Below are 24,333 nucleotides of genomic sequence, written 5' to 3' on the forward strand. Positions count from 1 at the left end.
GATGTCCGCGTGCGCCCCGGCATCGCCCGCTGTCACCGCCAGCGGTTAGCCTTGGGCGCCCAGGGACTCACTGCGGGAGCGGGGGACGGGCGTTACGTATGGCCAGGGAATTCCAGCGGGGCCACAAGGCCAGGATCGGTGATCTCACGGCGGGGACGGACCTGTACGTCGGCGTGCAGATCGGCGGGCCCGGCCTGACCTTCGACATCAGCTGTTTCGGCCTGGACGCCGACGAACGGCTCTCCGACGACCGGTATTTCGTCTTCTTCAACCAGCCGAAGTCGCCCGAGGAAGCCATCCAGCTGCTCGGCGCGCAGGCCGGCGACAACGAGTCCTTCCGGGTCACCCTCGACAAGATCCCGTCGCACATCCGGAAGTTGTCGTTCACCGCCGCGCTCGACGGCCCGGGCCAGGTCTCCCAGATCGGCCCCGGCTACCTCCGGATCGTGGCCGGCGGCGAGGAGGTCGCCCGCTACTCCTTCACGGGCAGCGAATTCAGCACCGAACGCGCCGTCATGCTCGGCGACTTCTACCTCAAGGACGTGTGGCGGTTCGCCGCGGTCGGCCAGGGCTTCGACGGCGGTCTGGAGGCGCTGCTGAAGAACTTCGGCGGCGAGGTCGCCGAAGAGGTGGAGGCACCGCAGGCCGCGCCGCCGGCGCCGGCACAGGAGGCGCCCGGCTTCGCCCCGCCACCCGGGCCCGCCGCCCCGGCGCCGTCCTTCGGCGCACCGGCCGCGGCCCCCGTGCCCGAGCAACCCGCCCCGTCCTTCGGCCCGCCCCAGGGCGCAGCCCCCGCCGCGCCCCCGGCCGCCCCGCAGCCGGCACCCGCGCCGCAGGCCCCGCAGCCCACGGCCCCGCAGGTCCACAACGCGCCCACCATCGCCGCGCCGCTCGCCCCGCCCGCCGGCCCCGGGGTGCCGCCGCCCGGAGTGCCCGCGCCGCCGCCTCCCGCCCCCTACGGCCAGCCGGCGCCCGGCCGGCAGCCGTACGGTCCGCCGCAGCCGCCGCCCGCCGGATTCCCCGGCCGGCCGGCCCCGGCGGCACCCCCGTACGGCGGCCAGGACCAGTTCCCCGGGCAGCCCGCCCCCTACGGCCCGCCGGGCGCGCAGCCGCCGGGCGCCCCGTACGGCGGCGGGCAGGCACCCGCCGTCCCCCAGGGCGGCGGACCCGGCCTCGGCGTCGTCCTGGAGAAGTACAAGGAAGCCCCCACCGGGCAGCGCTGGACGCCGCAGAACGGCAAGCTGATCCGCGCCGACCTCGGCGTCGACGGCCAGCCGGTGCTCGCCCGCCAGGGCAGCATGGTGCTCTACCAGGGCAAGGTCGACTTCAGCTACAAGGGCGCCGGCTTCCGCGGCCGGATCGTCGGCAACGCCACCGGGCAGGAGATGCAGCTGATGCGCTGCACCGGCCAGGGCCAGGTGTTCTTCGCGGAGAACAGCGCCCATGTCCACCCCATCGAGCTGCAGGGCGAGGCGATCTGCGTGTCCGCCGAGTCCGTCCTCGCCTTCGACGAGTCGCTGCAGTACGAGGTCCGCCGGATCGAGGGCCACGGCATCCCCGGCGGCGCCCTGTTCACCATGCAGTTCCAGGGCACCGGCACCCTCGTCGTCACCACCCACGGCACCCCCGTCGTGCTGCCGGTCACCCCGACCACCTTCGCCGACGCCAACGCCGTCGTGGCCTGGTCCGCCGGCTCGCAGGTGATCATCTCCAGCCAGGTGAGCCTGCGCCGGCACGCCTATCCGGGCCACTCCGGCGAGACCGTGAACCTCCAGTTCCGCGGTGCGCCCGGCAATTTCATCGTCGTCCAGCCCTACGAGGTCTGAGGGAGCCCGTCATGAACCAGCAGCAGCTGTCGGGCTACGTCCCGACCCCGCCCGCCGCCCGGATGGAGAACCACGGCAGCTCCATGGTGAAGATCGCCATGCAGAGCGGCCAGGACGTCTTCGCCCGCACCGGCTCGATGGTCGCCTACGAGGGCTTCGTCCAGTACGAGCCCAACCCGCCCGCCGTCCGCCAGATGGCCTCCCAGTGGCTCACCGGCGAGGGCGCGCCCCTGATGAAGTGCTCCGGCGACGGTCTGCTCTACCTCGCCGACTACGGCGCCGACGTGGTCTGCATCAACCTCAACGGCGACTCGCTCTCCGTCAACGGCACCAACCTCCTCGCCTTCGACGCCCACCTCCAGTGGGGCGTGCAGCGCGTCAAGGGCATGGCGAAGTTCGCCGGCCAGGGCCTGTTCAACGTCGGGATCTCCGGCACCGGCTGGGTCGCGCTGACCTCCCGGGGCACGCCCGTCGTCGTCGACTGCGGCCGCGGCGAGGACGAGACCTACGTCGACCCGGACGCCCTGGTCGCCTGGTCGACCCATCTGAAGATGAAGGGCAAGCGCAGCTTCAAGGCGTCCTCGATGATCGGCCGCGGCAGCGGCGAGGCGTACCAACTCGGCTTCTCCGGCCAGGGGTTCGTCGTCGTCCAGCCCAGCGAGGACAGCACCGACCGGCTCCGGGCCCGGGGCTGAGGGGGAGGACCGAACACATCATGCAGAGTCCGCTTTTCGCCTTCACCGAGGCCCAGACCCAGGACCGCTACGCCCTGCAGAACAGCCAGCTGCTGCGGGTCGCCCTGACGGGCCACGACGACGTCCTCGCCCGTAAGGGCAGCATGGTCGCCTATCAGGGACTGCTGGAATTCGACGGCAACTACACCACCCCCGGCCAGCAACGGGCCCGCGCGCACTCCGGCGAGGGCCTCGACCTGATGCGGGTCTCCGGACAGGGCACCGTCTATCTGGCCAACCTCGCCCAGTACGTGCACGTCGTCGATGTCGACCACGACGGCCTGACCGTCGACAGCGCCTACGTGCTGGCGCTGGATTCCGGCCTCCACTGGGAGGTCGTCTCGGTCGACAGCCAGTACGGCATCTCCGGCACCGGCAAGTACCAGCTCAACATCACCGGACACGGCAAGGTCGCCCTGATGACCTCCGGCCAGCCGCTGATGTTGCAGGTCACGCCCGACAAGTACGTCAACGCCGACGCCGATGCGGTGGTCGCCTGGTCGGCGTCGCTGCGCGTCCAGATGCAGGCGCAGACGCACTCCTCGGGGGTCTGGCGGCGGCGCGGCAGCACCGGCGAGGGCTGGGAGCTGAGCTTCCTCGGGCAGGGCTACGCGCTGGTCCAGCCCAGCGAACTGCTGCCGCCGCAGAACGCCGTCATCGGCGCGGGCCTGGCCGCCCAGTTCGGGATGGGCCAGCAGGGCGCCCGGGGCGCCAACCAGGGCAACATCTTCACCAACTGACGCCAGGGTTCACCAACGGATGTCCGAGTTCACCAACTGACGTCCGGGGAGCGTCGATCCGGCGCCCGTCCTCAGGGGGCGGGCGCCGGCCGCAGCGGTCCTTGACGGGGCCGTCAGAGCACTGCGCGGACGCGCTCCACCAGGCGCACCACCGAGGTGTCGGCGACGGCGGGCACCTCGTCGTAGCCGAACCACCGCAGGTCCAGCGACTCGTCGCTGATCGCGGCCACCGCGCCCTCGGGCGCCAGCGCCGCGTACTGGACGTCCAGATGCACCGCGCAGGGCGTCCGATGGCGGTCCAGCCGCACCGGGCCGCCGGGCAGCAGCGTCAGCCCGCGCGCTATCCCGGACTCCTCCCGGGCCTCACGCAGCGCCGCGTCCGCCAGCGAGGCGTCCTCCGGCTCGCAGTGGCCGCCCATCTGCAGCCACATCTCCAGCTTGCGGTGCAGCGTGAGCAGCACCCGGCCGCCCGCCGGGTCGATCACCAGCGCACTCGCGGTGAGGTGCCCGTCCTTGCAGGGCTTCCACATGCCGTCCTGATGGGCGGCGAGATGGTCGAGGTAGTCCAGCCGCAGCTGCTCCTGGTCGGGCGAGGGCGCGGGCCACTCCTTGAGCACCCGCGCCGCATCGGCGTGCAGGCTCACCGGTCGTCGTCGCCCTTGCCCTCGCCGGGGGCGGCGTCCGGGCCGTCGCCCTCCTCGGGAGAGGTGCCCGGTCCGGTCTTCCCACCACCGCCGGCGGCCTCGCCGAGCATCTTGTCGAGCTCGGAGAAGTCCATCTGCTCGTGGTGGACGAACCCGTCCGGGTCGTCGAGGTCGGCCGCCGTCGGCAGCATGTCCGGGTGCTCCCACAGGCCGTCCCGGCCGTCCAGGCCCCGGGCGTCGGTGAGCGACGCCCACAGCCGCGAGGCGTCCCGCAGCCGGCGCGGTCGCAGTTGCAGACCGATCAGCGTGGAGAACGTCTGCTCGGCGGGGCCACCGCTGGCCCGGCGCCGCCGCAGGGTCTCGCGCAGCTTGTCCGCGGACGGCAGATGGGGCTTGGCGGCGGCGTGCACCACCGCGTCCACCCAGCCCTCGACGAGCGCCAGCGCGGTCTCCAGACGGGCCAGCGCGGCCTTCTGCTCCGGGGTGTCCTCGGGCTGGAACATGCCCTGCTGCAGGGCGTTCTGCAGCTCCTCGGGGTGCTGCGGATCGATCTGCCCGACCACGTCCTCCAGCTTGGTCGTGTCGACCTTGATGCCGCGCGCATAGCCCTCGACGGCTCCGAAGAGATGCGAGCGCAGCCACGGCACATGGGCGAAGAGCCGCTGGTGGGCGGCCTCCCGCAGGGCCAGGTAGAGCCGCACCTCCTCCTCGGGCACGCCGAGGCCCTCGCCGAAGGAGGCGGCGTTCTTCGGCAGCAGCGCCGCCTTGCCGGCCGGGCCCAGCGGCAGGCCGATGTCCGTGGAACCCACGACCTCGCTCGCCAGGACGCCCAGCGCCTGCCCGATCTGGGTGCCGAACATCGCGCCGCCCATGGAGCGCATCATTCCCAGCAGCGGGCCCGCCATGGCCTGCATCTCGCCGGGCAGCACCTCGCCCATCGCCGACCCGACGCGCTCGGCGAGCGGATTGACCAGGTCCTTCCACACCGGCAGGGTCTCCTCGACCCACTCGGCGCGGCTCCAGGCCACCACCGAAGCGGAGCCCGACGGCAGGGACGTCACCCCGTCCAGCCACAGGTCCGCCAGCCGCACGGCCTCCTCGACGGCACTCCGCTCGCCCGGTGCGACGCTCGCGTCCTTGCTGCCGTCCTCGGCGCCCTGCGCGACCGTCTGCCGCGCGATGTCCTTGGCCATGTCCCAGTTCACCGGGCCGCCCTCGTAGGAGAGCATCTGGCCGAGCCGCTGGAAGGCGGCGCCCAGGTCGCCGGGGTTCATCTCGCCGCCGGAGCCACCCATGCCGCCGAAGAGCGCCGCGAACGGGTTGTCCGCGTCGCCGCTCCCGCCGCCGAACCCGAACGGGTTCGCGGGGCCCTGGCTACCTCCCTGGCCGCCCTTCTGCTTGCCGTTGTCGCCGTCCTCCGGCTCCTCCGGCGGAAGGCCGAATCCGAATGGGGTGTCACTCACGGGTTTCCTCGGCTCGTAGGGCCGCCGGCCAGGTGGCCGACGGCGGCTGCCCGACATCACCTCCAGCGTAGACACCCGGACCGCTTCGGGGCTCGGTGCTTCGCTGTCCCGGTGGCTGGGGCAGGATGGACGCCACCTGGTGCGACCGCGTCAGCACGCGCCCGCACTGAAGACAACCGCTGGAGACGCCCGGTGAGTTCCCCAGATCCGACCGTTCGCGCAGCGCGAAACGCTGCCGCCCCGACCGAGAAGACGGACGACGCCCCCGCCGGCGTCGCGGACCGGCCGCTGCGCCGGCCCGTCGTCGCCGTCACCGGAGCCGCGTCCGGGGTCGGCGCGCTGCTCACCCGCGCCCTCGTCGCGTCCGACGAGGTCAAGGAGGTGGTGGCGATCGACGAGCGGCGCGGCGACATCGCCGAGGCGCAGTGGCACGTCCTGGACGTCCGCGACCCGGCCATCGCGGACAAACTGCGCGGCGTGGACGTCGTCGTCCACCTCGCGCTCGACCTCGACCTGGAGACCGACGCCACCGCCCGCACCGCCTACAACGTGCGCGGCACCCAGACCGTGCTCACCGCAGCCGCGGCCGCCGGCATCCACCGGGTGGTGCTGTGCACCTCCGCCATGGTCTACGGGGCGCTGCCCGACAACGACGTGCCACTGGCCGAGGACGCCGAACTGCGGGCCACGGCGGACGCCACCGGCGTCGGCGACCTCCTGGAGATCGAGCACCTGGCCCGCCGCGCACCCCGCGCCCACCCCGGCCTGAACGTCACCGTGCTGCGCCCCGCCGTCCTGGTCGGCGGCACCGACACCGCGCTGACCCGGTACTTCGAATCCCCCCGCCTCCTGGTCGTCGCCGGATCGCGGCCCGCCTGGCAGTTCTGCCACGTCGAGGACCTGGTCAGCGCGCTGGAGTACGCCGCGCTGGAGAAGGTCGACGGCGAGCTGGCGGTGGGCTGCGACGGCTGGCTGGAACAGGAGGAGGTCGAGGAGCTCTCCGGTATCCGGCGCATGGAGCTGCCCTCCTCCGTGGCGCTGGGCGCCGCGGCCCGGCTGCACCGGATCGGGCTGACGCCGTCGCCCGCCGGGGACCTCGCGTACACCATGCACCCCTGGGTGGTCAGCGGCAGCCGGCTGCACGAGGCGGGCTGGCGGCCGCAGTGGACGAACGAGCAGGTGCTCGCCGAGCTCCTCGACGAGGTCGCGGGGCGGCACACCGTCGCCGGCCGCCGGCTGGGCCGCAAGGACGCCACCGCCGCGGGGGCGGCCGGCGCCACCGTCGCCCTGCTCGGCACCGCCGCACTGGTACGGCGCGCCCGCAAGGCCCGCCGCCGGATCTGACCGGGGCGCCCGGACCGGGCCGCGTACTGGAGGAGTCTCCATACCGGTGCCGGGACGCCCGGCGGATCCGGCCATTCCCCGGCGCTCCCGGGTACGGCACGATGGGGGTATGTCTGGCACGCCCTCTCCCTCGACGCCCGGCCGCGACCACCCCGGTGAGCGCGCCGCGGCGGACCCGATCCGGCTCCTGGCGATCCGCGACACCCCGCTGTCCGTGGACGAGGTGTTCGCCGCCGTGGGCGATGCGGCGGCCGGCGGGACCGCCCTGTTCGTCGGCACCGTCCGCTCGCACGACAACGGCGCCGACGTCGACGCCCTGGGCTACTCCGCGCACCCGACCGCCGAGGCGGAGATGCGCCGGATCGCCGAGAAGGTGATCGCCGACCACCCCGTGCGGGCGCTGGCCGCGGTCCACCGGGTGGGCGATCTGCGGATCGGGGACCTCGCGGTGGTCGTCGCGGTGTCCTGCCCGCACCGGGGCGAGGCGTTCGACGCCTGCCGCAAGCTGATCGACGACCTCAAGCACGAAGTTCCCATCTGGAAACACCAGACGTTTGTGGATGGAACCGAGGAATGGGTAGGCGCCTCTTAGAGCGCGTGAGGTAGCGGTCGTCTCCAGGAGTACGACGTCCGGTCGTCCTCGAACACGAGGGCGAAGCGGTGCCGTGGGTTCCGGTTGCGTAACCCGCCCCCTCGCGTGAGCGTTGACCTGGCAGATGGTTAATCTGCTTATTCGTCGATTGCGGTCGTGCAAGGGGTAGGGAGGTCGCTGATGGGTGCGCTCCTCTGGTTGCTGATTCCGGTCGGTGCCGGGCTGGTCGCCGCGGTGTGGAGCAGCTGGGCCCTGCGGAACCGCAAGACCGGGGACGTCGCGGAACTCGCCGGCTACGCCCGGTTCCGTGACGCGATGGAGAAGCAGCATTCCGTTCCGGACCCCGCCCCGGCCGCCCCTGACTCGGCCTGAGGTCCTCACCCGTACGCAGTAGCAAGCGCCGCCGCGCCGGCCGGCCCGCGTACGGACGCGTGTTCGGCCTCGTACGGACGGCCCCGCGGGCCGGTTGTCATACTCGTCCCGTACTGTCGTTCCATGCCACGCCGCACCGCGACGCTGCTCGCCTCGACCCTGATGCTGATCGCGCTGCTCTGCGCGGGGGTGCTGATCCCCGTGCCGTACTCCGAGATGTCGCCCGGCCCGACGGTCAACACACTCGGTGAGCACAACGGCGAACCGGTGCTGCAGATCGCCAAGCGGAAGACGTACCCGACGACCGGTCACCTCAACATGACCACGGTCCGCGTCACCGGCCCCGACTACCGGATGAACCTCCTGGAAGCGGTCTACGGCTGGCTCGACCACGACAACGCCGTGGTCCCGCACAAGACGCTCTACCCCGAGGGACAGACGGCCGAGCAGGCCGACCAGGAGAACGCCGAGGAGTTCACCCAGTCCCAGGAGAGCGCCAAGACCGCCGCGCTGGGCCAGCTGCACGTCCCGGTCGCCACCCAGACCGTGGTCGGCTCCGTCGTCAAGGACAAGCCGGCCGACGGACGGCTGCACGCCGGCGACGTGATCAAGGCCGTGGACGGCACCGAGGTCAAACAGACCGGCGACGTCGCCAAGCTCGTCACCAAGCACAAGCCGGGCGAGAAGGTTGTCTTCACGATCATCCCCGCCAAAGACGCGGCCGCGGCGGAGAAGCAGGGCAAGAAGCCCGCGGGCGGCGCCCGGCAGATCACCCTCGTGACGCAGAAGGCGGACGACGGCCGGGCGATCGTGGGCATCCAGGCCGGCGTCGACCACATCTTCCCGTTCCCCATCGACGTCAAGCTGGCCGACGTCGGCGGGCCGAGCGCCGGGCTGATGTTCGCGCTGGGCATCGTCGACAAGCTCACCCCCGGCAACCTCACCGGTGGCCGGTTCGTGGCCGGCACCGGCACGATCGACGACAACGGCAAGGTCGGCCCGATCGGCGGCATTTCGATGAAGACGGTCGGCGCCCGCGACAACGGCGCGGAGTTCTTCCTGACGCCCAAGGACAACTGCGCCACCGCCGCCAAGGACATCCCGGCCGGCCTGCGCCTGGTCAAGGTCGGCACGATAGGCGACGCCGTCAAGGCACTGCAGAAGATCAGCAAGGGTGACACCGCCGGCCTGCCGAGCTGCAGCCCGGCAGGCCGGTCGTAGGGCGTTCGGCCCCGGAGAAGGACGCCGGGTCAGCCCTCGAAGGTCGCGGCGAGCGCGTCGGCCAGGCCGGGCACCAGCGCCGAGCCGGTGAGCACCTCGGACGCGGAGTCCTTCGCGCGCAGCCGCAGCGCCGACTCGCGCCGGCCGTCGCGCAGCACGGCCACCGTCATCCGGACCTCCTCGCGGTCCGGGTGCCGGGCGACCCACTTGGCGAGCTGCGCCTCGTCCATGCCCTCGGGCTCGGCGTCCTCGGCGGACGGCGGCAGCATCAGCCGTTCCACGGTCAGTGCGCAGCCGGTGACGGCGTCCGGCCAGGCGATGGTGGCGAGGAACTCGTCCAGCGGCACGTCCGCGGGGATCTCGTCCTGCTCCACGGGGGTCAGGGAAGCGGTGGTGGTGTCGTCGATGCCGAGCTGCTCGGCGAGCGAGGGCTCCTGCGCGCGCAGCTTGGCGGTGTCGACGAGGGCGAACAGTCGGGCGGGCTGGTCCCAGCCGAGCCCGGCGCTGTACTCGTCGATTTCGAGTACCGCGCGGGTCAGCGGGTCGGCGGCGAGGGGGGTGCCGTCGACGGGAGAGCCGGGAAAGTCAGTCATGCTCAACATCGTGCCTTGTCCACCCCCGAAATCGGGAACCGGGTAAAGCCTTCGTAAGTTGCATCACTGGGTCCTACTATCGCCGGGCCTGCTCCACACGACAGCGAAACTTCGAGGTGCGCACCTTGGCTTTCCAGATGCCGGACCGCGGCGGAGGCCCGTCCGGGCCACGGATCAGAGTCGGCCGACCGTCGCGGCGGATCCGGACCCTGCTCATGACCTTGGGCGTGCTGGCCGTGCTGGCCATGCTCTTCGTGATGTTCGCGGGGTTCTGGACCGACTGGCTCTGGTACCGCTCGGTCCATTACTCCTCGGTCTTCACCACGACCCTGTGGACCAAGATCGGCCTGTTCTTCGCCTTCGGCGTCGTGATGGCGGTGGCCGTCGGCCTCAACATCTGGCTGGCGCACCGGCTGCGCCCGCCGCTCAGCGCGATGTCCATGGAGCAGCAGAGCCTGGACCGCTACCGCATGGGCGTCGCGCCCTTCAAGAAGTGGGCGCTGATCGCGATCGCGGCCGTGGTCGGCCTGATCGCCGGCGCGTCCGCGTCCGGTGAGTGGCAGACGTGGCTCCAGTGGGTCAACGGCGTGCCGTTCGGCACGAAGGACCCGCAGTTCGGCATGGACGTCGCGTTCTACGCGTTCGATCTGCCCTGGTACCGCTTCCTGTTGAGCTTCGGCTTCGCCGCCGCGGTGCTGTCCCTGGTCGCCGCGGCGCTGACGCACTACCTCTACGGCGGGCTCCGGCTGACCAGCCCCGGCTCGCGCGCGACCGCCGCCGCCACCGGCCATCTGTCGGTGCTGCTGGGCATCTTCGTCTCGCTCAAGGCGATCGCGTACTGGCTCGACCGGTACGGCCTGGCGGTGAAGTCCAGCGGTCTGAAGTCGGCCGACAACTGGACGGGTCTGCGGTATGTGGACGCCAACGCCTATCTGCCGGCGAAGACGATCCTGTTCTTCATCGCGGCGATCTGCGCGGTGCTGTTCTTCGCGACCCTGTGGCGGCGTACGTGGCAGCTGCCGGTGATCGGCTTCGGCCTGATGGTGCTCTCCGCGATCCTGATCGGCGGGCTGTATCCGGCGATCGTGCAGAAGTTCCAGGTCCAGCCCAACGAGCAGGCCAAGGAAGCGCCGTACATCAAGCAGAACATCAAGGCAACCCGGGACGCGTACGACATCCAGGGTTCGGAGGTCACGCCGTACAAGGGCAATGACAAGCCCGCCGGCAAGGACGACAGCCAGCGGCTGCGCGACGACGCCGACGCCACGGCCAGCATGCGGCTGCTCGACCCGAACGTGGTCTCGCCGGCCTTCCAGCAACAGCAGCAGGTCAAGGGGTACTACCAGTTCCCCTCCACGCTCGACGTCGACCGGTACAAGGACCAGGACGGCGCCGAGCAGGACACCGTCATCGGTCTGCGCGAGCTGAACATCGCCGGCATCCCCGAGCGCAACTGGATCAACGACCACTTCAAGTACACCCACGGCCACGGCGTGGTCGCCGCCAAGGGGACCGAGACCGGTGAGGGCGGCGGCCCCAAGTACACCGAGTCCGGCCTGCCCGCCAAGGGGCAGCTGAGCGCGAAGCCGTACGAGCAGCGGGTGTACTACGGCGAGAAGACCACGCAGTACTCCATCGTCGGCGGTCCGCAGCAGGAGCTGGACTACTCCCACGACGGCACCGAGAAGAGCTACAGCTACCGGGGCAACAGTGGCGTCAGCCTCGCCAACCCGATCAACCGCGCGGCCTACGCCGTGGCCTTCGGGGAGCCGCAGATCCTCTACTCCGGCGCGATCGGCGACCACTCGCGGATCCTGTACAACCGCACGCCGAAGGAGCGCGTCGAGTCCGTCGCCCCGTGGCTGACCATCGACGGCGACGCCTATCCGGCGGTCATCGACGGCCGGATCAAGTGGATCGTGGACGCCTACACCACCAGCAACGGCTATCCGTACGCCTCGCGCACCACGCTCGGGGACACCACGGCCGATTCGCTCACCGACGGCCAGCGGGCGGTGGTGGCCCAGCAGAACCAGGTCAACTACATCCGCAACTCCGTCAAGGCGACGGTGGACGCCTACGACGGCTCGGTCAAGCTCTACCAGTGGGACGAGAAGGACCCGGTCCTGAAGACCTGGATGAAGGCCTTCCCCGGCACGGTCGAGAAGAAGAGCGCGATCAGCCCGTCGCTGAAGGAGCACCTGCGCTACCCGCAGGACCTGTTCAAGGTGCAGCGCCAGCTGCTCACCACGTACCACGTCACGGACCCGAACACGTTCTACACCGGTTCCGAGCGCTGGCAGATCCCCAACGACCCGACCACCAAGTCGGGCAACGCGGTACCGCCGTACTACCTCAGCATGAAGATGCCGGACCAGAAGGGCCGGGCCTTCTCGCTGACGACCACCTTCACGCCTAACAAGCGGGAGAACCTGGGCGCGTTCATGGCGGTCGACGCCGATGCGACCAGCGGTGACTACGGCAGGATCAGGCTGCTGAAGCTGCCGTCGGAGACACCGGTGCCCGGCCCGCAGCTGGTGCAGTCGAAGTTCAACTCCGACCCGGTCATCGCCAACGAGCTCAACATCCTCAAGAAGTTCGGCGACTCGGAGATCGAGTACGGCAATCTGCTGACCGTTCCCCTGGACGGCGGACTGCTCTATGTCGAACCGGTGTACCTGCGCGGTGCCAACACCAACTACCCGTTGCTGAAGAAGGTGTTGGTGAGCTACGGCGACAGCAAGCCGGTCCTGGAGGACTCCCTGAAGGACGCGCTGGACGTGGTCTTCGGCAAGAAGGCGGCCAGCTCCGGAACGGAGCACCCGCCGGGCGGTGAAACGGGCAAGCAGCCGCCGGCCGACCAGACCGTGCAGCAGGCGCTGTCCGACGCCGAGAAGGCGTACGAGGAGGGCGAGAAGGCCCTCAGCCAGCGTGACCTGGCCGGGTACGACGAGGCGAAGAAGAAGCTGAAGGCGGCGCTGGACCGGGCCGCCAAGGCCGCCCAGAAGGCCGGCAAGCCGGGCAGCTGACCTCCCGGCGGTGCCTGGGGCCCCGCGGCGGCCGGTGCGTACCGGCCGCCGCGGGGCCGCGCCGCTTCCGGGGCGGTCCGGCGGCCCCGCGGGACCGTGATAGATTGACGGCACAACGACGCGGGGTGGAGCAGCTCGGTAGCTCGCTGGGCTCATAACCCAGAGGTCGCAGGTTCAAATCCTGTCCCCGCTACTGAAGGTCGAAGGCCTGGATCCTCAAGGATCCGGGCCTTCGTCATGTGTACGCACCGATCCGGAAAGAAAGCCGGGTCGCACGGCTCGTGTGGGGAACCTGTGTGCTTGAGTTTGACATGTCGTCGTGTCGGGAAGTCGACAAACCGCTGAAGTGACCTCACTGGCTGCGGTATACCAGGTGTACGCGGGTTACGGGTGATGCGACGATGGGTCTTATGGGGGACAAGGCAAGGTTGTTGGAGACGGACCGGTTTGTACCTGCGCCCGACGACGGGCGCGAATCCGAGCTGCAGATCGACGCGATGGAGGCCGCGGAGGCCGCGGAGGCCGCCGAGGCGTCCGATGCCGTGACCGAGACCGGCCATCGCCGGGCCGCCGAGGCGGGCGACCCGGCCGCGATGAGCGCCCTGGGCGCGATGCTGCTGCGCCGCGGTGACCTCGACGGCGCCGAGCCGCATCTGCGGTCCGCGGCCGCCACCGGCGACCGCGCCGCGGCCAACAACCTCGGCGTCCTGCTCCACCAGCGCGGCTACGCCGACGAGGCGGCCGGCTGGTGGCGGATCGCCGCCGTCGCCGGTTCCGCCGCCGCCGCGCACGCCCTCGGCCGGCACTACCGCGAGCGCGGCGACGAGCCGGCCGCCGAGTACTGGCTGCGCCAGTCCGCCGAATCCGGCCACTGCCTGGGCGCGTACGCCCTCGCCGACCTGCTGGAACACCGCGGTGACGCGGGCGCGGAGCGCTGGTTCCGGGCGGCCGCCGAGCGCGGCCACCGCGAGGCCGCGTACCGCCTCGCCCGGCTCGTCGAGGACGGCCGCGAGGCCGAGCGCCGGGCGGTTCCCGCGTACGGCGAGCTGACGCAGCAGGAGGAGGCCGAGCAGTGGTACCGCCAGGCCGCCGCCCGCGGCCACCGCAGGGCCGCGCTGCACCTCGGCGCGCTCCTGGAGGACCGCGGCGACGTCCAGGAGGCGGGCCGCTGGTACCTGTCCGCCGCCAAGGACGGTGAGGCACGCGCTGCCTGCGCGCTGGGCTACCTGCTGCGCGACGCCGGTGACGAGGAGAGCGCCGCGGAATGGTGGCGGCGGGCCGCCCAGGACGGCGACGGCAACGCCGCCAACGCGCTGGGCGCGCTGCACGCCGACCGCGGCGAACTGCAGACCGCCGAGCGCTGGTACCGCGTCGCCCTGGACGCCGGGGACGTCAACGGCGCCTACAACATCGGGCTGCTCTGCGCCGAGCAGGGCCGTCCGGGCCGCGGCGAGCAGTGGTACCGCCGCGCCGCGTACGCCGGGCACCGGGAGGCCGCCAACGCGCTGGCGATCCTGCTGCTCCAGCGCGGCGACGCCTCGGGGGCCGAGCCGTGGTTCTCCAAGGCGGCCGAGGCGGGCAGCGTGGACGCCGCGTTCAACCTCGGCATCCTCTACGCGAGTCGCGGCGACGAGCGGACCGCGCACACCTGGTACGAGCGGGCGGCCGCGGCCGGGCACACCGACGCGGCGCTGCAGGTGGCCATCGTGCAGCTGCGGGAGGGCCGGCTGCAGGACGCCGAGCGCAACCTGCGCTGCGCGGCCGACGGCGGCAGCGCGGAGGCGGCCTTCCGGCTCGCCGACCTGCTCGACCGCCAGGCCTCGGCGGCCGGTGCGGGGCAGGCGGACGGCGACCGTACGGCGGAGGACGAGAGCACGCAGTGGTACGAGCGGGCGGCCCGCCAGGGGCACCGCCGCGCCCAGGTCCGGGTCGGCATGTTCGCGGCGGCCCGGGGGGACGTCGTCGAGGCCGCCGACTGGTACCGCACCGCGGCCGAGGCGGGCAGCCGGAACGGTGCCTTCAACCTCGGGCTGCTGCTGGCCCGTGAGGGGAGCCTGCCCGAGGCGGCGCTGTGGTGGCAGCGCGCCGCCGAGGCCGGACACGGCCGGGCCGCGCTGCGGCTGGCGCTGCTCGCGGCCCGCCGCGGGGCCCTGGCCGAGGCGCAGCGCTGGTGCGCGCACGCCGTCGAGACGGGCCCGCCGGAGGTCGCCGAGCGCGCCGCGCGGCTGCGTACGGCCCTGCAGGACGAGCTGACGGCGTAGCGACGGGCCGGTGGACCGGTGCGGACGGCCTGGTGAAAGGAATTTGCACCGGTCGTCCGGCGGGGGTTAGAGTATGGGCACAACGACGCGGGGTGGAGCAGCTCGGTAGCTCGCTGGGCTCATAACCCAGAGGTCGCAGGTTCAAATCCTGTCCCCGCTACTGAAGGACGAAGGCCCGGATTCCCAGGAATCCGGGCCTTCGTCGTATGCGCACCCGCCGGGCGGGCGGCCGCCGGCAGGCCGGCGGCCGCTGCGCGCGTCAGGGCGAGGTGCTGCTGCAGTTGGGGCAGATGCCCCGGTAGGTCACGGTGACCTCGGAGACCTGGAAGCCGTACCGCTCCGGCTCGGGGAGGGCGGTGAGCGGGTCGCCGTGGACGTGCACGTCACGGATCGTGCCGCACTGCGAACAGATCAGGTGCTGGTGGTCGTGGTGGGCGTTCGGGTCGTAGCGCTTGGCGCGGCCGTCCGTGCTCACCTCGATGACCTCACCGAGCGAGACCAGTTCGCCCAGGGTGTTGTACACCGTGGCGCGGGAGATCTCGGGAAGCCGGCCGGCCGCCAGGGCGTGCACCTCGTCGGCGGTGTAGTGGACGTGGTCCCCGTCGAGGACCTCGGCGACGACGCGTCGCTGCGCGGTCAGCCGCCAGCCGCGTCCCCGGAGTCGTTCCAGCAGGTCACTCATGCCAATCACCTATCAGTCAGATAGTGCCAGGGTACCAGCGGCCGTCCATCGCCGGATCGGGTACGAGTTTCGGGTGCTTCTTGACTTAGACATTGTCCAATGTAGGATCGAATACGGCGCAAGCCCAGGGCAGGTGTAGAGACGTTTCAGGAGGCGCACGTGTCGGTAGAGAGCACCACCGGACCGCTGACCACGGAGGCCGGCGCTCCGGTCGCGGACAACCAGAACAGCGAGACGGCGGGCATCGGCGGCCCCGGCCTCATCCAGGACCAGCTCCTGATAGAGAAGCTCGCGCACTTCAACCGCGAGCGCATCCCGGAGCGCATCGTGCACGCCCGCGGCGCCGGCGCGTACGGCACGTTCACGGTCACCGCCGACGTGACGCCGTACACGCGCGCCGCGTTCCTCTCCGAGATCGGCAAGCAGACCGAGGTCTTCCTGCGGTTCTCCACCGTCGCGGGCAGCCTTGGTGCGGCCGACGCGGTGCGTGACCCCCGTGGCTTCGCGCTGAAGTTCTACACGGAGGAGGGGAATTACGACCTCGTGGGGAACAACACCCCGGTCTTCTTCATCAAGGACGCCATCAAGTTCCCCGACTTCATCCACACCCAGAAGCGCGACCCGTACACCGGCTCGCAGGAGGCGGACAACGTCTGGGACTTCTGGGGGCTGAGCCCGGAGGCCACCCACCAGGTGACCTGGCTGTTCGGCGACCGCGGCATCCCCGCCTCGTACCGTCACATGGACGGCTTCGGCTCGCACACCTTCCAGTGGAACAACGCCGCCGGTGAGGCCTTCTGGGTCAAGTACCACTTCAAGACCGACCAGGGCATCAAGAACCTCACCCAGGACGAGGCCAACACGCTCGCCGGTGAGGACCCGGACAGCCACCAGCGGGACCTGCGCGAGTCGATCGAGCGCGGGGAGTTCCCGACCTGGACCGTCGGCGTGCAGGTCATGCCCGCCGCCGAGGCCGCGCACTACCGCTTCAACCCGTTCGACCTGACGAAGGTGTGGCCGCACGCGGACTACCCGGTCGTCGAGATCGGCAAGCTGGAGCTCAACCGCAACCCGGAGAACATCTTCGCCGAGGTCGAGCAGTCGGTCTTCTCGCCGCACCACTTCGTGCCGGGCATCGGTCCGTCGCCCGACAAGATGCTCCAGGGCCGGCTGTTCGCGTACGGCGACGCGCACCGCTACCGCGTCGGCATCAACGCCGACCACCTGCCGGTCAACCGCCCGCACGCCACCGAGGCGCGCAGTCACGGCCGGGACGGCGCGCTCTACGACGGCCGCCACGGCCGGCAGAAGAACTACGAGCCCAACAGCTTCGGCGGTCCCGCCCAGACCGGTCTGCCGCTGTGGCAGCCGGCTGCGGTCACCGGATCCACGGGTGAGCAGGCGGCGCCCTCGCACGCCGAGGACGACGACTTCGTCCAGGCCGGCAACCTCTACCGCCTGATGACGGAGGACGAGAAGGAGCGCCTGATCGACAACCTGGCGGGCTTCCTCGCCAAGGTCTCCCGCGACGACATCGCCGAGCGGGCGATCGAGAACTTCCGCAAGGCGGACGCGGACTACGGCAAGCGGCTTCAGGTCGCGGTCCAGGCCCTGCGCGGCTGATCACCGAACGGCCCCTCGGGGCCGCTCGGCGGCCGCTTGCCGTAACAGCCGAAGAGGCCGGACGCCACTGGGCTCCGGCCTCTTCGTGCGCCCGGCTCCAGGGCCCGGCGCTTCCTCGGGTGCCGATCTGACCCGGAGTCAGGCCGGGACGGCGCCGGCCCGCACGCCGGCCGTCGACCAGCAGCGGATGATGTCGCGGACGGAGACCACGCCGACCGGCCCGTGGTCGTTCAGCACGATCAGATGGCGGAAGCCGCCGCGCACCATGGCGTCCGCGGCGTCGTCGAGGGTCCAGTCCGGAGCGGCGAAGACCACGTCCGGGGTGGTGTGGGAGTGCACGGTTTCCCGGTCGGGATTCTCGCCCGCGCCGAGGGAGTTGAGGATGTCGCGCTCGGTCAGGATGCCGATGCCGCTGTTGTCGCTGTCGAGGACCACGGCCGAGCCGATGCGGCGGGCCGCCATCAGCCGGGCCGCCTGACGGAGGGTGTGAGCGGGACCGATGGTGAGGACCACCGTGCTCATGGCGTCTTTGACGTACATGGGCATGGAGTGGAGCCACCTCCTTGGTGAATGTGCCTTGCGAACGGATTCACAAGTTCACAAACTTGGGGTTTCTCATGTTCACATGCCGTCGTGCGCGGTAACAAGGGGCAAGTGTGGGACGGATGTCCGAACGCCCGCCCCTGGAGGCGCTGCGTCACAGGTCAGCGCGGTGTGCGGCGGACAAAAGCCGTCAGAAAAGCGGGCGTTCCCGGCGGGTCAGTGGGCGGCGTCGCCGAGGTAGCTCAACAGGTCCTCGTGCAGTAGACCGTTGGAGGCCGCCGCATTGCCGCTGTGCGGGCCCGGCCTGCCGTCCAGACCGGTGAACTGCCCGCCGGCCTCCTTGACCACCACCGCGCAGGCCGCCATGTCCCACAGCGACAGCTCCGGCTCCGCGCAGATGTCCACCGCACCCTCGGCGACCAGCATGTACGGCCAGAAGTCGCCGTACGCCCGGGTGCGCCAGCAGTCCCGGCTCAGGTCGAGGAACCCGGACAGCTTGCCGCGCTCCTCCCACCCCGTGAGCGAGGAGTACGCGAACGAGGCGTCCTGGATGCGGCCGACCCTTGACACCTGCAGCCGGGTCGCGGAGGTCAGGCTGCGGCCGGTGAACGCCCCCAGGCCCTCCGCCGCCCACCAGCGCCGGTTGAGCGCCGGCGCGGAGACGATGCCGACCACCGGACGGTCACCGCCCTCACCGCGCTCCATCAGCGCGATCAGCGTCGCCCAGACCGGCACGCCGCGGACGTAGTTCTTGGTGCCGTCGATCGGATCGATGATCCAGCGGCGCGGTCCGGCGCCCTCGCTGCCGAACTCCTCGCCGAGCACCGCGTCCCGCGGCCGGGCCCGCTGGAGCTGGCCGCGGATGAGCTCCTCGGCGGCCTTGTCGGCCTCGCTCACCGGCGTCATGTCCGGTTTGGTCTCGACCTTCAGGTCGAGCGCCTTGAAGCGCTCCATGGTGGCGGCGTCCGCGGCGTCGGCGAGGACATGGCCGAGGCGAAGATCATCGTGATAGTCGGGCATGTGCGAACAGTATCCATTGGTATACCTGCGGGCCACACGACCATGCCCGGCGGGCGTGTGACGCCCTCCGTCCGGCGGGTGCCGGCCCCGCCGCGCCCCCTCGGGCCCCGACGGCGGACCGGTTCCCCGACGCCGGGACGAGGACGCCGTGACGCCCCTTGACAGCCCCTGACGCCGCCTCAATTCTGTGCGCAAACCGGCCACCTGGGCCGGCGGCCGGGGAGGCGACGGATGCCCGCAGCGCGTGAATCCTTGCTGGACGCCGCCTACACGGCGCTGACCGCCCGGCCCTGGTCCGACATCCGGATGGTCGAGGTCGCCGCCGCGGCCGGGGTGTCCCGGCAGACGCTCTACAACGAGTTCGGCAGCAAGGACGGGCTCGCCCGGGCCCTGGTGCGCCGGGAGACCGACAACTACCTCGCCGGGGTCGCCAGGGTGCTCGCCCGGGGCGGCACCGGGAAGTCCACCACACGCCGTGACGGCGCCGCCCGGGTGGTGGCCGCGGCCGCCTGGACGCTCCGCACCGCACGGGCGAACCCCCTGGTCAAGGCGGCACTGACGGGCTGCTGGGGGGACCGGCTGCCGGCTCCCGCGGCGGCCGCCGAGCCGGCGCCCGGCGAGCTGGTCGGCCGGTTCTGCGCACAAGCGGTCGCGGCCCTGGAGCCCGACTGGCCGGCCGAGGAACTGCCCGCCCTGGGCACCGCCTGCGAGGCCGCGGCGCGGCTGACGCTGTCCTGTGTGGTGGCCCCGCCCGCGCCGGTTCCTCCGGGGACGGCGCCGCCGGGACGCGTGCCGGCGCAGCGGGCGCGGCGGGACCAGGAGGCCGAGGCGGTGTCGCGGCTCGTACGGGGGGCGTTCGGGCGGCTGGCCGGGGACGGCACACAGGGCACGGCCGGGCGTGGTTGACGAGACGTCAGGAAAGCCGCCCGGTCAGTGGGCGCCGCCCGACAGCTGGAGGCCGACGATGCCCACGATGACCAGCGTGATGGAGACGATCTTCAGGGTGGAGACCACGTCACCGAGGAAGACCATGCCGTAGACCGCCGTCCCGGCCGCGCCGAGGCCGGTCCACACCGCGTACGCCGGACCCACGTCGAGCTTGCGCAGGGCCAGGGTCAGCAGGCCGAAGCTGGCGAGCGCGAAGGAGCAGAAGGCGATGGTCGGCAGGAGGCGGGTGAAACCGTGCGAGAGCTTCAGGCAGACCGCGAAGCCGGTCTCCAGCAGCCCCGCCACCACGACCAGCAGCCACGCCATGTCCCATTGCCTCCGTCAGCCGGACGAGTGACGACGGGACTTCAGCCTCACTCCGCTGGGGCCCCGCCTGGCGGTCAGCGGCCGGTGACGAACGCCAGCCTTGGTGTGATTATGCAGTTGTGCCGGGCGGACGGCAGCGACATCCGGGAGATCAGTCGCCCTCGCGTCGTTCACGGGTGGACAGCAGCCGGCGCAGCGAGTGCAGCCGGGCCGGGTCGGCGTGACCGTCGGCGACCCACTGGTCCAGGGCGCAGTCCTGCTCGTCGTGGCTGCAGGCGCGCGGGCAGTCGACGGTGCCCGGCTCCAGGTCGGGGAAGGCGTGGATGACCCGGGACGGATCGATGTGCGCCAGCCCGAAGGAGCGGACGCCGGGGGTGTCGATGACCCAGCCCGCGTCACCGGGCAGCGGCAGCGCCAGCGCGGAGGTGGTGGTGTGCCGGCCGCGGCCGGTGACCGCGTTGACGATGCCGGTGGCCCGGCGGCGCTCCGGGACCAGCGCGTTGACCAGGGTCGTCTTGCCGACGCCGGAGTGCCCGACGAACGCCGTCATCCGGCCCTTGAGCGACTCGCGGACCCGCTCGGCGGCGCAGCCGTCGGTGAGTTCGTCGCGGTTGGTGACGATGGCGGGGACGCCGAGCGTGCCGTACGACTCCAGCAGCGCGTCGGCGGACGCCAGGTCGGACTTGGTCAGCACCAGCAGCGGGTCCAGGCCCGCGTCGTAGGCGGCGACCAGGCAGCGGTCGATGAGCCGGGGGCGCGGCTCGGGGTCGGCGAGCGCGGTGACGATGGCGAGCTGGTCGGCGTTGGCGACCACCACCCGCTCGTACGGGTCGTCGTCGTCGGCCGTCCGGCGCAGCGTGGAGGTGCGCGGTTCGACCCGGACGATCCGGGCCAGGGTGTCCTTGGCGCCGCTCAGGTCGCCGACGACGGCGACCCGGTCGCCGACCACCGCGCTCTTGCGGCCCAGTTCGCGGGCCTTCATCGCGGTGACCGTCCGGCCCTCGATGAGGCAGGTCAGCCGGCCCCGGTCGACGGTCAGGACCAGGCCCTCGGCCGCGTCCTCGTGCTTGGGGCGGATGTTCGTGCGGGGCCGGTTGCCCTTGCGGTTGGGGCGGACGCGGACGTCGTCCTCATCGGGGTTCTTGCCGTAGCGGCGCATGGCGGCCGGTCCCTCAGGCTCTCCGGGCCGGGCCGGGTGACGCGGCGAGCATGTCCGTCCACAGCGCGGGGAAGTCGGGCAGCGTCTTGGCCGTGGTGGCGACGTTCTCCACCTCCACGCCCTCGACCGCGAGGCCGATGACCGCGGCGGCGGTGGCCAGCCGGTGGTCGTCGTAGGTGTGGAAGATCCCGCCGTGCAGCGGGCGCGGCCGGATGTGCAGACCGTCCGCGGTCTCGGTGACGTCGCCGCCGAGCTCGTTGAGCTCCTTGGTGAGGGCGGCCAGCCGGTCGGTCTCGTGCAGCCGCAGGTGGGCCACGCCGCGCAGCGTGGAGGGGGAGTCGGCGAGCGCGGCGACCGCGGCGATGCCGGGGGTCAGCTCGCCGACCTCGCCGAGGTCGACGTCGATGCCGTGGATGCGGCCGCTGCCGGTGAAGGTCAGGCCCTGGTCGGTCAGCTCGCAGGAGCCGCCCATGGTGGTGAAGATCTCACGCAGCGCGTCACCGGGCTGGGTGGTGTGCTCGGGCCAGTCCGGGATGGTGACCCGGCCGCCGGTGACCAGCGCGGCGGCCAGGAACGGCTGCGCGTTGGACAGATCGGGCTCGACGACCAGGTCGCGGCCGAGCAGCGCGCCCGGGGTGACCCGCCAGACGTTGGGCTCGCCGCCCGCCTCCGGGGTGTCCACCTGTGCGCCGACACTGCGCAGCATGTCGACGGTCATCCGGATGTGCGGCATCGACGGCAGGGCCGCGCCGACGTGCCGGACCTCGACGCCCTGGTTGAAGCGCGGCGCGGACAGCAGCAGGGCGCTGACGAACTGCGAGGACGAGGAGGCGTCGATCTCCACCGCGCCGCCCTCCAGGGCGCCGCTGCCGAAGACCGTCATCGGGAGCGCGCCGCGGTTGTCGTCGTCGATCCGGGCGCCCAGGGAGCGCAGCGCGTCGATCACGCCGCCGAGCGGGCGCTCGTAGGAGCGCGGGTCGCCGTCGAAGCGGACCGGGCCGTCGGCGAGCGCGGCGACCGGCGGCAGGAAGCGCATGACCGTTCCGGCGTTGCCGACGTCGACGGTGGCCGGGCCGTGCAGACCGGCCGGGATGATCCGCCAGGCCTCGCCGCCGCCGGGCCGGTCCACGGCGTCCGCGGAGCCGGCGGAGCTGGAGGAGGCGGTCTCCTCGATGCCGACGCCCATGGTGCGCAGCGCCTCGGCCATCAGCAGGGTGTCGCGGGAGCGCAGCGGGCGGCGCAGCCAGCCGGGCTCGGAGGAGAGGGCGGCCAGGACCAGGCCGCGGTTGGTGACCGATTTGGAGCCGGGCACGGTGACGGTTGCATCGACGGCCCCGGGTGCGACGGGGGCGGGCCACAGGGCGGGATGTGCGGGGCTCTCGGTCATGCCCTTACTTTAATGGCTGGGCAAGGGTGCCGATCTTGATCAAAAGTGGCGCAACCCATCCGAAACATGGCACTGGTAGTGCGCTTGCGTGCCGGAAGTGCGGAGCGGGCGGACGTACGGGCCGCGCACGGCGGACGTATGAGGCGCTGCGGACATACCGGGCGGGAGTACGGGCCGTGCCGCCGTTGACGGCCGGGGCCCGCCGGTGACCTCAGAGGCCGAGCAGCCAGCGCCCGCCGCCCATCAGGGAGCACAGCGTCACCACGTGGAAGAGACCGAGCCACAGCGCGGCCGGGACATGGGTCAGCCGGGCCAGCTGATCCGGATCGGAGTCCACCGGGCCGGCCCCTCGCCCGACCACCACCCCTGATGGAGCCGCTGACGCGGCGCGCAACATACGGCGCCGCTTGCCCATCAGCTCGAAGGGCGGCCGCACCCCGCCCAGCAGCAGGAACCACACCGCCGCGTACCCGAAGCCGGCCTGCACCTCCGGTGTGGTCAGCCAGGAGACCAGCAGGAACGCGGCGCCGGCCAGGACGACGGTGAGCACGCCGTAGGCGTTGCGGATCATGACCAGCATCGCCAGCAGCAGTGCGGTCGCGCCCCACAACAGTGCCGTGATGTGTCCGGCCGCCAGCAGGGCGGCGCCGGCCAGACCGAGCAGGGACGGTGCCACATAACCGGCCGCGGCGGTCAGCACCATGCCGAGACCGGTCGGTTTGCCGCGGGAAACGGTCAGGCCGGAGGTGTCGGAGTGCAGCCGGATGCCGTCCAGGCGGCGCCCGCTGAGCAGCGCGATCAGGCCGTGCCCGCCCTCGTGGGCGATGGTGATCGCATTGCGCGACAGCCGCCACGCGGTGTGCGGGACGACGGCGGCCAGGGCGAGCACCGCCGTGGCGATCACCAGCCAGAGCGACGGGGCGGGCTGGGACCCGGTGACCCGGCCCCATATGTCGGTGAGGTGGTCGGTCTCCATGTCTCCCCTTCGTGTGGCATGGCAGTGTGGCATGCATGTGCGGGAGGTATGCAGCGAGTCGTCGCCCCGAGGACCTGGTCGGCCTGTTCGGGGTGCAGCAGTGGGAGCCGGAGGAGACGCTGGCGCCCAGTTGGAACGTGGCGCCGACGGCCACCGTGCACGCGGTGCTGGAGCGTCCCCTCAAAGGCGAGGGCGCCCCCGACGGGCCGGTGCGCCAGCTGCGGCCGCTGAAGTGGGGGCTGGTCCCGTCGTGGTCGACATCACCCGACGGCGCGGCACGAATGATCAACGCGCGGGCGGAAACGGTCCACGAGAAGCCGTCGTTCCGACGGGCCTTCGCGACCCGGCGCTGTCTGATCCCCGGTGACGGCTACTTCGAGTGGGTCACCGACGCGGCCGAGCGGGAGCTGGAGGAGCAGGGCCGGAAGAAGCGGCCCCGCAAGCAGCCGTACTTCGTGACGCCCGCGGACGGCTCCGTGATGGCGATGGCCGGGCTGTACGAGTTCTGGCGGGACCGCACGCTCCCCGGCGACCACCCGATGGCCTGGTGGGTGACCTGCACGGTCGTCACCACCGCCGCCGAGACCACCCCGCTGGCCGGGGCGGACGGCGGCGCCGGCCCGCAGTCGCTGGCCGAGATCCACCCCCGGATGCCGCTGGTGCTGCCCCCGGACCGCTGGGACGCCTGGCTCGACGCGGGCCGTACCGACCCCGACGAGCTGCGGGAACTGCTGGCGCCCCCGCCGCCCGGCCTGATGCGCGCCCATCCCGTACCGACCGACGTCAGCAACGTCCGCAACAACGGGCCCGAGCTGGTCACCGAACTCGACGGGCCGGAGGTCGGCACGCTGTTCTGAGGCTGCGCACCCG

General features: G+C 71.9%; 22 protein-coding genes and 2 tRNA genes. 14 read left to right on the forward strand and 10 right to left on the reverse strand.

Annotation, left to right across the window (positions count from 1 at the left end; genetic code table 11):
• Positions 1-98: 98 nt before the first annotated feature.
• Genes AB0E02_RS19630 through AB0E02_RS19640 form a run of 3 tightly spaced genes read left to right on the forward strand, consistent with a single transcriptional unit; the run spans position 99 to position 3,300 of the window.
• Entirely contained in the window at positions 99-1,826 is a 1,728-nt protein-coding gene (locus tag AB0E02_RS19630; RefSeq protein WP_362141016.1) for a TerD family protein, read from the forward strand.
• An 11-nt stretch (positions 1,827-1,837) separates the two neighbouring features.
• Positions 1,838-2,521 (forward strand): AIM24 family protein, encoded by a 684-nt coding sequence (locus AB0E02_RS19635; protein ID WP_362141018.1) that lies wholly within the window; start codon positions 1,838-1,840, stop codon positions 2,519-2,521.
• 20 nt (positions 2,522-2,541) lie between these two features.
• Complete coding sequence (locus AB0E02_RS19640; protein WP_201801649.1) at positions 2,542-3,300, forward strand: AIM24 family protein; 759 nt, start codon at positions 2,542-2,544, stop codon at positions 3,298-3,300.
• Between the two features lie 113 nt (positions 3,301-3,413).
• Here the strand turns inward: AB0E02_RS19640 and AB0E02_RS19645 are convergent, their stop codons facing one another.
• Positions 3,414-3,944 carry an NUDIX hydrolase gene (locus AB0E02_RS19645; protein ID WP_362141020.1) on the reverse strand — a complete coding sequence of 177 codons (531 nt, stop codon included), beginning with the start codon at positions 3,942-3,944 and terminating at the stop codon, positions 3,414-3,416.
• Complete coding sequence (locus AB0E02_RS19650; RefSeq protein ID WP_362141022.1) at positions 3,941-5,407, reverse strand: zinc-dependent metalloprotease; 1,467 nt, start codon at positions 5,405-5,407, stop codon at positions 3,941-3,943. The genes AB0E02_RS19645 and AB0E02_RS19650 overlap by 4 nt, the downstream gene beginning before the upstream one ends.
• A gap of 192 nt (positions 5,408-5,599) precedes the next feature.
• On the opposite strand from AB0E02_RS19650, the gene AB0E02_RS19655 reads away from it, so the two are divergent.
• The 4 genes from AB0E02_RS19655 to AB0E02_RS19670 all read left to right on the forward strand — a co-directional run bounded on the left by AB0E02_RS19655 (position 5,600) and on the right by AB0E02_RS19670 (position 8,936).
• Positions 5,600-6,751: an SDR family oxidoreductase gene (locus AB0E02_RS19655; RefSeq protein ID WP_362141024.1), complete on the forward strand. Its 1,152-nt coding sequence runs from the start codon at positions 5,600-5,602 to the stop codon at positions 6,749-6,751.
• A 109-nt stretch (positions 6,752-6,860) separates the two neighbouring features.
• Positions 6,861-7,343, forward strand: a complete 483-nt coding sequence (locus AB0E02_RS19660) for a molybdenum cofactor biosynthesis protein MoaE (RefSeq protein ID WP_362141026.1) — start codon at positions 6,861-6,863, stop codon at positions 7,341-7,343.
• A gap of 180 nt (positions 7,344-7,523) precedes the next feature.
• Positions 7,524-7,715, forward strand: coding sequence for a hypothetical protein (locus tag AB0E02_RS19665; RefSeq protein ID WP_362141028.1), 192 nt, complete (start codon positions 7,524-7,526; stop codon positions 7,713-7,715).
• 123 nt (positions 7,716-7,838) lie between these two features.
• Positions 7,839-8,936 carry a PDZ domain-containing protein gene (locus AB0E02_RS19670; RefSeq protein ID WP_362141030.1) on the forward strand — a complete coding sequence of 366 codons (1,098 nt, stop codon included), beginning with the start codon at positions 7,839-7,841 and terminating at the stop codon, positions 8,934-8,936.
• Positions 8,937-8,965: 29 nt separating this feature from the next.
• Here AB0E02_RS19670 and AB0E02_RS19675 read toward each other — a convergent pair whose 3' ends face one another.
• Positions 8,966-9,529 carry a PPA1309 family protein gene (locus AB0E02_RS19675; protein WP_030806246.1) on the reverse strand — a complete coding sequence of 188 codons (564 nt, stop codon included), beginning with the start codon at positions 9,527-9,529 and terminating at the stop codon, positions 8,966-8,968.
• Positions 9,530-9,666: 137 nt separating this feature from the next.
• Between AB0E02_RS19675 and AB0E02_RS19680 the strand changes: the two genes are divergently transcribed.
• The 4 genes from AB0E02_RS19680 (at position 9,667) to AB0E02_RS19695 (ending at position 14,979) form a co-directional block, all read left to right on the forward strand.
• Positions 9,667-12,558, forward strand: a complete 2,892-nt coding sequence (locus AB0E02_RS19680; protein WP_362141084.1) for a UPF0182 family protein — start codon at positions 9,667-9,669, stop codon at positions 12,556-12,558.
• 119 nt (positions 12,559-12,677) lie between these two features.
• A tRNA-Met gene (locus AB0E02_RS19685) sits at positions 12,678-12,751 on the forward strand.
• 208 nt (positions 12,752-12,959) lie between these two features.
• Positions 12,960-14,819, forward strand: a complete 1,860-nt coding sequence (locus AB0E02_RS19690) for a tetratricopeptide repeat protein (protein ID WP_362141032.1) — start codon at positions 12,960-12,962, stop codon at positions 14,817-14,819.
• Positions 14,820-14,905: 86 nt separating this feature from the next.
• A tRNA-Met gene (locus AB0E02_RS19695) sits at positions 14,906-14,979 on the forward strand.
• Positions 14,980-15,078: 99 nt separating this feature from the next.
• On the opposite strand, the gene AB0E02_RS19700 is transcribed toward AB0E02_RS19695, so the two are convergent.
• Positions 15,079-15,501, reverse strand: coding sequence for a Fur family transcriptional regulator (locus tag AB0E02_RS19700; protein WP_362141034.1), 423 nt, complete (start codon positions 15,499-15,501; stop codon positions 15,079-15,081).
• 159 nt (positions 15,502-15,660) lie between these two features.
• Between AB0E02_RS19700 and AB0E02_RS19705 the strand changes: the two genes are divergently transcribed.
• Positions 15,661-17,124 carry a catalase gene (locus AB0E02_RS19705; protein ID WP_362141036.1) on the forward strand — a complete coding sequence of 488 codons (1,464 nt, stop codon included), beginning with the start codon at positions 15,661-15,663 and terminating at the stop codon, positions 17,122-17,124.
• Positions 17,125-17,262: 138 nt separating this feature from the next.
• On the opposite strand, the gene AB0E02_RS19710 is transcribed toward AB0E02_RS19705, so the two are convergent.
• Together AB0E02_RS19710 and hisN are read right to left on the reverse strand one after the other, a co-directional pair.
• The gene (locus tag AB0E02_RS19710; RefSeq protein WP_362141086.1) at positions 17,263-17,664 is read right to left on the reverse strand and encodes a CBS domain-containing protein; all 402 of its coding nucleotides are present in this window, start codon (positions 17,662-17,664) and stop codon (positions 17,263-17,265) included.
• Between the two features lie 219 nt (positions 17,665-17,883).
• Positions 17,884-18,687, reverse strand: coding sequence for a histidinol-phosphatase (hisN, locus tag AB0E02_RS19715; RefSeq protein WP_201801641.1), 804 nt, complete (start codon positions 18,685-18,687; stop codon positions 17,884-17,886).
• 231 nt (positions 18,688-18,918) lie between these two features.
• Between hisN and AB0E02_RS19720 the strand changes: the two genes are divergently transcribed.
• Positions 18,919-19,593, forward strand: coding sequence for a TetR/AcrR family transcriptional regulator (locus AB0E02_RS19720; RefSeq protein ID WP_362141039.1), 675 nt, complete (start codon positions 18,919-18,921; stop codon positions 19,591-19,593).
• A 24-nt stretch (positions 19,594-19,617) separates the two neighbouring features.
• Here AB0E02_RS19720 and AB0E02_RS19725 read toward each other — a convergent pair whose 3' ends face one another.
• The 4 genes from AB0E02_RS19725 to AB0E02_RS19740 form a co-directional block, all read right to left on the reverse strand.
• Positions 19,618-19,941, reverse strand: a complete 324-nt coding sequence (locus tag AB0E02_RS19725) for a multidrug efflux SMR transporter (RefSeq protein ID WP_030413485.1) — start codon at positions 19,939-19,941, stop codon at positions 19,618-19,620.
• Positions 19,942-20,092: 151 nt separating this feature from the next.
• Positions 20,093-21,100, reverse strand: coding sequence for a ribosome small subunit-dependent GTPase A (rsgA, locus tag AB0E02_RS19730; protein ID WP_362141041.1), 1,008 nt, complete (start codon positions 21,098-21,100; stop codon positions 20,093-20,095).
• Positions 21,101-21,113: 13 nt separating this feature from the next.
• Positions 21,114-22,487, reverse strand: a complete 1,374-nt coding sequence (aroA, locus tag AB0E02_RS19735; RefSeq protein WP_362141043.1) for a 3-phosphoshikimate 1-carboxyvinyltransferase — start codon at positions 22,485-22,487, stop codon at positions 21,114-21,116.
• A gap of 211 nt (positions 22,488-22,698) precedes the next feature.
• Entirely contained in the window at positions 22,699-23,463 is a 765-nt protein-coding gene (locus tag AB0E02_RS19740; RefSeq protein ID WP_362141045.1) for a M50 family metallopeptidase, read from the reverse strand.
• 35 nt (positions 23,464-23,498) lie between these two features.
• Here AB0E02_RS19740 and AB0E02_RS19745 point away from each other — a divergent pair, with 35 nt between their 5' ends.
• On the forward strand, positions 23,499-24,320 hold the full coding sequence (locus tag AB0E02_RS19745) for an SOS response-associated peptidase (RefSeq protein WP_362141047.1): 822 nt from the start codon (positions 23,499-23,501) through the stop codon (positions 24,318-24,320).
• Positions 24,321-24,333 lie beyond the last annotated feature (13 nt).

The organism is Streptomyces sp. NPDC048196, assembly GCF_040652715.1.
GTDB classification, from domain to species: Bacteria; Actinomycetota; Actinomycetes; order Streptomycetales; family Streptomycetaceae; genus Streptomyces; species Streptomyces siderophoricus.